This is a genomic window from Bradyrhizobium sp. UFLA05-125 (assembly GCF_059803515.1).
This window is the reverse complement of sequence record NZ_JBANBJ010000132.1, coordinates 1-10373: the sequence shown is the minus strand read 5'-3', so window position 1 is coordinate 10373 and position 10373 is coordinate 1. Positions and strand designations below refer to the sequence as shown.

The window sequence follows — 10373 nt, the reverse complement described above, 5'->3', positions numbered from 1 at the left end:
GTACCAAGGCGTTGATCGTCGTCGAGCACGACATGCAGTTCATCCGCATGATCGCCGAGCAGGTCACGGTCTTTAACCAGGGCAGCGTCTTGGTCGAGGACACCGTTGAAAACATCATGCGCAATCCGCAGGTGCGCGACATCTATCTAGGCAAACAGGCAGCCGCATGATGCTCGATGTACAGGGACTGCGAACGGGGTACGGCCGGATTCCGATTCTCAACGGGGTGAGCTTCTCCGTCAATGAGGGCGAATTCATCGGCATTCTGGGCCACAATGGCATGGGCAAGACCACGCTCTTGAAGGCGCTGATGGGATTTTTGCCGGCGACCAGCGGTCGTGTGATGTTCGGCCGTGACGACGTCACGTCGATCGAACCCTACCGGCGTGCGCGGCTCGGCCTCGGCTACGTGCCGCAGGGCCGCGAGATCTTCCCCGGGCTTACAGTCTACGAGAATCTGCGCATGGGCTGCAGCACGCAGGACGGCGTGGAAGACGACATCATCGCGACCGTGCTGGAGGAGTTTCCCCGCCTGAAGGCGTTGCTCGATCGCCCCGGCGGAGCGCTGTCGGGCGGCGAGCAGCAATTGCTGACGATCGCGCGCTGCCTTTGCGGCGACCCGCGGCTGATCCTGCTCGACGAGCCTACGGAAGGCATTCAGCCCTCGATCATCGACGAGATCGTCCATACCCTGCAACGGCTGCGAGCCAGGAGCGGGCTCACCATGATCCTGGTCGAGCAGAATCTGGACTTCATTGCTTCGCTGTCGCAGCGGATCCTGATTATCCAGAAAGGCGCGATTACCCGGGAAGTGTCACCAGGCGAGCTCGGCGACGCAAGCCTCGTCGGAGAATTTGTCGGTATCGCAACGTAGGCCCGCCGCACGCGGGCATGATCAGAGGGAGACCCAAGCCATGGTAGTCAGGAGACCCACACTCGATCAGCTGCGCAGCGTCGCCGAGGACCTCGGCATGCATATGGGTGATGCAGAGCTCAAATCCTACGACGCGCTGATGCAGGCGAACTACGCCGCCTACGATGCGGTCGATGCCATGCCGGACTATGTTCCGGCGGTGAAATATCCGCGCACGCCCGGCTATCGCCCCGAGGGCGAGGAGAACAAGTTCAACGCCTGGTACGTCAAGACCGAAATCAAAGGCGCCCCGAATGGTAAGCTCGCCGGCAAGAAGATCGCGCTCAAGGACAACATCTCGCTCGCCGGCGTCCCGATGATGAACGGCGCATCGACGCTGGAGGGCTATATCCCCGATACGGATGCCACCATCGTCACCCGCATGCTCGACGCCGGCGGCACCATCGTTGGCAAGGTGCACTGCGAATATTTCTGCTTCTCCGGCGGCAGCCACACCTGTGCAGCTGGTCCTGTGCACAATCCGCACAAGATGGGATACTCCGCCGGCGGTTCGTCCTCAGGCAGCGCGGTGGTGGTGGCGACCGGTGAGGCCGATATGGCGATCGGCGGCGATCAGGGCGGCTCGATCCGCATTCCGGCCGCCTTCAGCGGCATTTACGGCATGAAGGCGACCTATGGCCTCGTGCCCTATACGGGCGTGATGCCGATCGAGCTCACGATCGACCACACCGGCCCGATGACGGCCAACGTACGCGACAACGCGGTGCTGCTGGAGGTGCTGGCAGGGCCCGATGGACTTGATCCGAGGCAGGGCGCTCTCAAGGTCGGAAAGTACAACGACGAGATTGAAGGCGGCGTCAGGGGACTGCGTATCGGCATCGTGAGGGAAGGATTTGGGCATCCAAGTTCGGAGCCAGACGTCGACGCCAAGGTCAAGGCGGGCGCCGACTTGTTCCGAAAGCTCGGCGCCACCGTCGAGGAAATCTCGATCCCGATGCACCTCGCTGCGCCGGCGATCTGGCTGCCGATCGCCGCCGAAGGCGCCACCGAGTTCATGATGAAGGGCAACGGCATGGGGACGAACTGGCGTGGTCTCTACAACACTACGTTGCTGGACGCCCACTCCGCCTGGAAGCATCGCGCCGACGAATTGTCCGACAGCCTCAAGATCACGATGCTGCTCGGGCAATATTTCACCAAGCACTATCGCGGCCATTTCTACGCTAAGGCGCAGAATTTGAACCGCAAGCTGCGCGCAGCCTATGACGAGGCGCTGGCCAAATACGATCTGCTGCTGATGCCGACCCTGCCGATGAAGGCGACGCCGCTACCGCCCGCAGACGCGCCCCGCGAGCTCTACATCCAGCGCGCGTTCGAAATGGTTCCCAATACTGCGCCGTTCAACGCCAGCGGACATCCGGCGATGAGCATTCCCTGCGGCATGAGCAACGGTCTGCCGATCGGTCTGATGTTGATCGGCAAATATTTTGACGAGCCGACGATCTATCGCGCCGCCGCCGCGTTCGAAAGCGCCGGAGACTGGAAGAAGATGTAACCGCACCGGGGCGGCCTGCCGGCATGCGAGCAGGCCGCCGCACCAGCAATGGAGGCGACCATGGATCTCGGATTGAAAGGAAAGAGCGCGCTCGTAACCGGCGGCAGCAAGGGCATTGGGCTTGCGATCGCCGAGCTATTTGCGGCCGAGGGCGCCAACGTCGCGATCTGCGCCCGCAATGCCGACGAGGTTGGCAACGTCGTGAAGAGCCTCTCGGCGAAGGGCGTCAAATCGTGGGGCACGGCGGTCGATGTCGCCGATCCGGTCGCGTTGAAGGGCTGGATCGATGGGGCCGCCGCCGAACTCGGCGGCATCGATACTATCGTCTGCAATGTGAGCGCGCTGGCGGTCGGCGACACGCCGGAGACCTGGGAGAAATCGTTCCGCACCGACATGATGCACACCGTCAATTCGGTCGCGGCCGCGCTGTCCTATCTGGAAAAGTCGAAATCCGCGTCGATCATCATCGTCTCGAGCGTGTCGGGCTTCGAGGTCGATTTCGCCGCCGGGTCGTACGGCGCCTTCAAGGCGGCCCTGATCCACTATGCCAAGGGCCTCAGCAATCAGCTGATCGCCAAGGGAATCCGCGTTAACGCAGTGTCGCCAGGCAACACCTACTTCGAAGGGGGCATTTGGCAGAATATCGAGCGCGGCATGCCTGATCTCTACAAGACTGCAATGTCGCTCAATCCAACCGGGCGTATGGGCACGCCGCAAGAAGTCGCTTCCGGCGTGGTGTTTCTTGCGAGCACGGCAGCATCTCGCATCTCCGGCACCAACCTCATCATCGATGGTGCACTCACAAAGGCTGTCTAGCGAGCTGCCGACCGGCTCCCGTTGCAGTTAGGGAAGGTTCCGCCATGCGCAGATGCGGCGGTGGGTCGGACCTTCGATGGCGAGGACTTTGAAGGCGCAGAGCTGGACCCCTTGCTCCTACTCGGGGCCCGTGCCTCAGTTGAAATTTTGAGGCTTCGCGCAATCCTGTTCTTATTTTAGCAGCTGCAATTTTTGGCAACCTCTGGCGCCGCACAATCCCCGTTCAGTTTCCACGGCGAAATGCCCGTTCGGGATCCAGCGGTTGATTGGTTTGCCGAGTCTGGCTGGGGCACCTGAAGTCCCAGCCGATCGCGAAAACAGATAAAAAGTTCTGTGCGTCAAGTTCAGCAAAATGATCATGGATGTGGTTGAGCCATCCCCTCGGAGCCGCCGTCGCTCGCCTCACCCACAAGCGCAGCGGCCTTGCTGGCGCGCAGCGGAGGGATGAGCCTGCGAGGGACCACTGAACGACCGAACTAGCGCTTTCCTGATCTTTGACGGTATTTCAAGCCACGCCGTGCCAGTGCGAGGAGTAGCCATCCCGGCTACGCACGCAGCGCTATTCGGTCGATTGACTCCGATAGGTAGCGGAATTGCCAATATTTCAAGGGGTACGAATTTTTCTGTGAATTCAAGACCAAAAAATTGGGGCGGGTATACCGTCGGGATTTGTCCGTCAGGCATGAAGATTTGTGCTTGCAAATCAACGATGAAATATCGTCCAAAATGATTGAGTGGGAGTAGCGCGGCCGGATGCAATCGCGCAGCCTGGCGTAGTTTTGGTGGTGCAGTTTTCGTTTCTATTCATATTCAGCGGCTGCCAATGTTGTGGTCGAGTTTAATCCGGCCGAAGTCAGCACTCCACTTCACTTCCGCCAACAGAGTGTTCTGGCGCACAACAGCGCATGGAACGGTCAAACATTGTTAGCGCACTTCCACGGGAGCGGGAAATATGGCGACTGATGTCCGCGATCGCTGAAGCACGGGGCTCGTACTCACCGGAAGTACCAAGATGTTGAGTTCCGTAACAATTTGGACGGCTCGTCGAGAGCGCGCGCGAGTAGCTACGGTGACAAGCTACAGATGGCACGAGTTAGAGTGACATCGCAGGCATGAGCAGCTACGCCAGCTTGGTCTGGAGGTAGGCCTAACGCTTGGACTTTTGGCGCAAAGCGACGATGCTTTGTTTGAGCCGATCTTCCTGGACACCGCTCTGGCGGCGGGCACACCTTCAGTCGCAATGAATGAGAAATCGTGAGGCCGTCCGTGACGCCGCTGCGCTTATCCCGTCGCGTGCCCAGGCCGGATTGTCTCAGCCATGATCGAGTTCTCAGAGGTTGTCTTGGTGAAATCCACTATTTCGCCGTCGCAAGGATCTTGCAGCGTCTCTGATGGCTAACTGACTGGAGCTAAGAGCGTGAATGAAGAATCCCGAACCCCGACGAATTCTTCGAAAGGAGAACGAACAATAACCATGCTCGCGTACGGTGGTCGCATGAAGGCGAGCAAAAGAGCGCTTGCACGGCGTCGCTCATTGAATTTAATGTCTGCCAGCTAAGAACTCGCGACTGGACATTTCGAGGCAGGTCAAAAGCTCTACATAGCTTTGCCCGACTCCAATGATGCTCTCCCCGACGCAGACGTGCTTGCTTGACGCACCAAATTCAGGCCAGCGTTTGTCCAGCTCATTCTTGGCATCTGTTTCGTCTTTCGTGCAGCCTGCAACCTTTTCGATGCCGGCGGCTGCCACCTCCGCACTGCAGTTTCGGACAATATCGAAGGCGGGAACTCGGTCGGTGGCCGCAGCCTGATTAGTAGCCCATGAAGCAGCGACAATGGCGGCCACTGCAAAAGTGAAGGTACGCATTTTGGTCTCTCCGTTTAATACGTCTCGTTCGTGGCGCGAGCGTGCTCAATCATCCGATCCTGGGAGGTTCAGGTATCAATCGCGAGCTGCGGTGGCCGGTGAAATACGACCAGAGCCACTGGCGCTGCACGCGCAGGCGGTTCTGCAGCTGCGGCAGGGAGATGATGTGAATGAACGCCCACACCAGCCAGGTCAGGAAACCGCTTGTGCGCAGCCAGCCCCGCTGGCGTAATTCTTGCCGACCGACGGCCATGTTGCCGTTGTTGAAATAGCGAAACGGACGCTTCACCTTTCGCCCCTTGAGCTCTTTCGCGATCAGCCGGCCGACATAGCGCCCTTCCTGGATCGCGGCCTGCGCGACGCCGGGCACCGGGTGTTCGTTTTGCATGACCGACGCCGCGTCGCCAACGACAAACACGTCGGGTGCGTCAACAACCTTCAGAAAGGGACCGACGAGCGCGCGCCCCGCGCGGTCTGTCTTGGTGCCAAGCATCTTTGGAATGGGCGATGCCGCAACCCCCGCGGTCCACAGCACGGTGGCGCTGGGGATCTCGCTTTCGCCGGCGACCACGCCCTCCGCGTCGACGGTCTCGACCTTCACTCCGGTCAAGACCTTCACGCCGAGCTTCGTGAGCCGTCGGGTCACCCTGCGGGACAGCGACTCGGCAAAGGTCGGCAGAACTCGCTTGCCTGCGTCGAGCAGAATGATGCTGGCCTTTGCCGGATCGATGCGGCGAAAAGTGCCCGTGAGCGCAACGTTCACCATTTGCGCCAGGGAAGCCGCGAGTTCCATGCCTGTGGGACCTGCGCCGACCAGCACGAATGTCATCTGCCGCGCGCGTTCGCTTTCGTCTTCGTTCGCGGCGGCCAATTCGAACGCGCCCAGGATCTTGGCTCGGATGATCTCGGCGTCGTTCAGGTTCTTGAGGCCCGGCGCATGCCGCGCGAACTCGTCGCGCCCGAAGTAGCTCGAACGCATGCCGGTCGCGACTACCAGATAGTCGTAGCCGATCTTGCGGACGCCCAGGCCTGGGGAGGAGGCGTCGATCGTGCGGGAAGCAACGTCGACGCCGGTGACCTCCGCCATCAGCACGCTGAGATTGTTCTGCTTCACCTCTAGCTGCCGGATTGGCGCGGCGATCTCGGCGGGAGAGAGGACAGCCGTCGCCACCTGGTAGAGCAGCGGCTGAAAGATGTGATGATTACGGCGGTCGATCAGGACGACATCGACATCAGCGTAGCGCAGCGCGCGCGTCGCAGCGATACCGGCAAAGCCGCCTCCGATAATGACGACGCACTTTCGCTCTCGGTGGGGGACCTCGACAACGGCAGTGGCCTCGTCAGGCCGGGTCCCAGCCAGCATGATGCTCATAGGATCACCTCGTTTTCGGTTTCTTCTCGGTGACGGTTTCAGATCGGTGTCGCAGTTGCCTTCTCGCAGCCTGCCGATGTTGGCTATATTTGACGCACAGGGGCGGCCATCGCGAATTAAGCATCGCAAATTGCTCCGAATTGCTGCGAAAGAGAAGGCGATCCGCGTGTGCCGGATGAGGCAAGATCAATGGACGGCTGGCATTTCTCAGCCATTGGGATACGATTTTCTGCAGGGCGGAGAGGGCCCTGCGCATGCAACCTGGCCGACGCCGGAGTCTGACAGATGGTACCGCAGTCGCTGAACGTCGCGAACTCGGACGGTGACTCCCGGGTCTTGTGGAAAGACAGCGAACGCGTGTTTCACCGGGGCTGGCGACTGGACGATGAGGGCAAGCGGCGCGCCGTGTTGCTCGTTGTTCCTGCCGCCGACCATCCATCTCGTTCGACTCTCGATCATTTCGGCCACGAATATGAGCTGAAAGACGAACTGGATGGCACGTGGGCAGTGCGGCCATTGGAGCTCGTGCGCGAAGCCAATCGAACCATGCTGGTGCTCGAGGATGCGGGCGGCGAGCCGCTCGAACGGTTGCTCGGCGTGCCCATGGATATCGGGCGGTTCTTGCGCCTCGGCAGCGCTATTGCTTTGGTCCTGGGTAAGCTTCATCAGCGCGGCCTCATTCACAAGGACATCAAGCCTGCCAATATCCTGTTAGATGAGACAACCGGCGAGGTGAGGCTGACCGGGTTCGGCATTGCGTCGCGCTTTTCGCGCGAACGCCAGTCGCCTCACCCTCCCGAGGTGATCGCCGGCACGCTCGCCTACATGGCGCCCGAGCAGACCGGACGGATGAATCGGTCCATCGATGCCCGCAGCGACCTCTATGCGCTCGGCGTCGCTTTCTACCAAATGCTCGCCGGTGTCTTGCCGTTTGCCGCCGCCGACCCCATGGAATGGGTGCACTGCCATCTCGCCAGGCGGCCGATGCCGCCTGCCGAGCGGCTGAAGGAAATCCCTGGCGCCGTCTCGGCGATCGTCATGAAGCTGCTCGCGAAGAGGGCCGAAGACCGCTATCAAACCGCGGCCGGCCTCGAAAGCGACCTTCGCAGCTGCCTGATCGAATGGGAGGCGCAGGGTCGGATCGACGCCTTTGCGCTGGGCGAACACGACACGCCCGACCGGCTGCTGATCCCCGAGAAACTCTACGGGCGGCGGCGCGAGGTTGAGACTTTGCTCGCCTCCTTCGATCGCGTCGTCAAGGGTGGCGCCCCGGAACTGCTCCTGGTCTCGGGCTATTCCGGCATCGGTAAATCATCGCTTGTCAACGAGCTGCAGCCGGTGCTGGTGCCACCGCGTGGCCTGTTCGCATCCGGCAAATTCGACCAGCTCAAACGCGATATCCCCTACGCGACGCTGGCACAGGCGCTTCAGAGCCTGATCCGTCCACTGCTCGGTATGAGCGACGCCGACCTTGCGCCATGGCGCGACGCCTTGCGGGAGACCCTGGGACCTAACGCAGGGCTGATGGTGGATATCGTTCCTGAACTGAAGCTTCTCATCGGAGAGCTACCGCCGGTCGTTGAGCTTCCGCCGCAGGACGCGCAGCGGCGCTTCCAGATGATGCTTCGGCGGTTGATCGGCGTCTTCGCTCGGCGGGAACGCCCCCTGGCGCTGTTCCTCGACGACTTGCAATGGCTCGATGCGGCGACGCTGGACCTTTTGGAAGATCTGTTGAGCCGGTCCGATCTCCGCAATCTCCTCCTCATCGCCGCGTTCCGCGACAACGAAGTCACCGCAGCGCATCCGCTCATGCGCAAGCTGGAGGCGATCCGCGCAACCGGAAGGGTGCAGGATATCAAGCTGGCGTCCCTGGCGATCAGTGACCTCAGAAGTCTTATTGCCGACACGCTCCGCTGCGACCTCGAGCGAGCCGCCCCGCTTGCAAGGTTGGTGCACACGAAAACCGACGGCAATCCATTCTTCGTTATCCAATTTCTTCACGGGCTCGCCGACGAAGGGCTGCTGGCCTTCGATCACGAGCAGCGGCGATGGTCTTGGGACATGGCAGGCATCCACGCTAAAAGATACACAGACAACGTCGTGGAGCTTCTGGCCGGGAAGCTGACGCGGCTACCGCTCGACACGCAGGACGCGTTGCGGCAGCTTGCGTGCCTCGGCAACGTTGCCGATTTCAATATCCTTTCGATCGTTCTCGGAACGCCCGAGGAAAAGGTGCACGCCGCTCTGGCGGACGCCCTGCACCTGCAATTGATCGATCGTGTCGCACGCTCCTACAAGTTCGTTCACGACCGGGTGCAGGAGGCGGCCTATGCGCTGATCCCGGAAGAGGCGCGGGCCGAGGCGCATTTGAAAATTGGCCGGCTGCTCTTGGCAGAGACGCCGCCGGAAAAGCGCGATGAGGGGATCTTCGAGATTGTCAGCCAGCTCAACCGCGGCGCAACTCTAATTGCGTCACGCGATGAGCGCGAGCAGCTCGCAGAGCTGAACCTGGCGGCTGGCAAGCGCGCCAAGGTATCGACCGCTTATGCGTCGGCGCTCACCTATCTCGTTGCTGGCGCGGCGCTACTGCCAGAAGACACGTTGGGGCACCGACACGAGCTCTCGTTTGCGCTGGAGCTGAACCACGCCGAATGTGAGTTCCTGAGCGGCGCGCTGGCGGAAGCGGAGCAACGCCTGAAAGCACTGTCGCCACGGGCCGCAACAACGGTCGAACGCGCCAGCATCACCTGCCTGCTTGCGGACCTGCATACGACTCTTGGTCAGAGCAGCCAGGCGGTCGCAGTCGGCCTCGACTACCTCCGGCATCTGGGCATCGAGTGGTCGCGACACCCAACGGAAGAGGAGGCGAGGGGCGAGTATCAGCGGATCTGGTCGCAGCTCGGCAGCCGATCGATCGAAGATCTAGTCGACCCGCCCTTGATGAGCGACGCGGCATCCCTCGCGACACTGGAGGTCCTCACCAGGATCATACCGCCCGCATTCTTTACGGATGCGAATCTATATACCTTGATCGCTTGCCGGGCGGTCAAGTTCAGTCTCGAGCGAGGCAACTGCGACGGATCGTGCTTTGCCTATGCCACGCTCGGCGTGGTCGCTGTCGCGCGGTTCCACGATTACGAGGCCGCATTTCGCTTCGGCCGGCTCGGCTGCGATTTGGCCGAACAACGCGGGTTGAAGCGGTTCCAGCCTCGCGCTTTCATGCTTTTCGGGAACATGATTATGCCTTGGACAAGACATGTCCGGGCTGGCCGCGATCTCGTGCGCCGCGCTTTCGAGGTCGCCAACCTGACCGGCGATCTCACTTACGCCGCCTACTGCCGCAGTCACCTGAGCACGAACCTTCTCGCGGCGGGCGATCCGCTCCCCGAGGTGCAGCGCGAGGCCGAGCAAGGCCTCTCATTCGCGCGAAAGGCGCAGTTTGGCTTCATCACTGACATCATCGCTACACAGCTCGGTCTGGTACGAACGCTTCGCGGGTTTACCCCGACATTCGGTTGCTTCGACGATGGGCACTTTGACGAGCTTCAGATGCAGAGTCATTTGTCCAGCAACTCGGAGTTGGCGCTTGCCGAATGCTGGTATTGGTGCCGAAAGCTCCAGGCGCGCTTCCTTGCCGGGGACTATGGGGCCGCCCTCGATGCCTCGGAGAGGGCGCAGCGGCTGCTGTGGACATCAGCGTCCCTCTTCGAAACCGCGGAGTATCATTTCTATGGCGCACTCTCGCAGGCGGCGGCCTGCAACACCGCAGCACCAGAGCAGCGGCGCCAGCATGTCGAGACGTTGGTTTCGCACCACCGACAGCTCGAACTCTGGAAGCAGCACTGCCCGGAAAATTTCGAGAACCGCGCCGCGCTGGTCGGCGCCGAGA

Annotated in this window: 7 protein-coding genes and 1 pseudogene; 6 read left to right on the top strand and 2 right to left on the bottom strand. The window is 61.2% G+C overall.

Features of this window, described 5'->3' with window-relative positions:
- From SO156_RS44780 to SO156_RS44765, 4 genes and pseudogenes are all read left to right on the top strand, one after another.
- Positions 1–170: pseudogene (locus SO156_RS44780) on the top strand (ABC transporter ATP-binding protein); the annotation flags it as partial.
- Positions 167–874 (top strand): ABC transporter ATP-binding protein, encoded by a 708-nt coding sequence (locus SO156_RS44775; protein WP_498539308.1) that lies wholly within the window; start codon positions 167–169, stop codon positions 872–874. The pseudogene SO156_RS44780 and the gene SO156_RS44775, both read left to right, overlap by 4 nt.
- A 40-nt stretch (positions 875–914) precedes the next feature.
- Positions 915–2429 (top strand): amidase, encoded by a 1515-nt coding sequence (locus SO156_RS44770; protein WP_458149345.1) that lies wholly within the window; start codon positions 915–917, stop codon positions 2427–2429.
- A 60-nt stretch (positions 2430–2489) separates the two neighbouring features.
- A complete protein-coding gene (locus SO156_RS44765) occupies positions 2490–3245 on the top strand; it encodes an SDR family NAD(P)-dependent oxidoreductase (RefSeq protein WP_498539307.1) in 756 nt (251 codons plus the stop codon).
- A gap of 1540 nt (positions 3246–4785) precedes the next feature.
- Here SO156_RS44765 and SO156_RS44760 read toward each other — a convergent pair.
- Positions 4786–5112, bottom strand: a complete 327-nt coding sequence (locus SO156_RS44760; protein ID WP_498539306.1) for a hypothetical protein — start codon at positions 5110–5112, stop codon at positions 4786–4788.
- A 49-nt stretch (positions 5113–5161) separates the two neighbouring features.
- Positions 5162–6358, bottom strand: a complete 1197-nt coding sequence (locus SO156_RS44755; protein ID WP_498539309.1) for an NAD(P)/FAD-dependent oxidoreductase — start codon at positions 6356–6358, stop codon at positions 5162–5164.
- Between SO156_RS44755 and SO156_RS44750 the strand changes: the two genes are divergently transcribed.
- Positions 6311–6517 (top strand): hypothetical protein, encoded by a 207-nt coding sequence (locus tag SO156_RS44750; protein WP_498539310.1) that lies wholly within the window; start codon positions 6311–6313, stop codon positions 6515–6517. The two genes, SO156_RS44755 and SO156_RS44750, sit on opposite strands and share 48 nt — an antisense overlap.
- Before the next feature lie 252 nt (positions 6518–6769).
- On the top strand, positions 6770–10373 hold a 3604-nt coding region (locus SO156_RS44745), incomplete at its 3' end, for an ATP-binding protein (protein WP_498539305.1).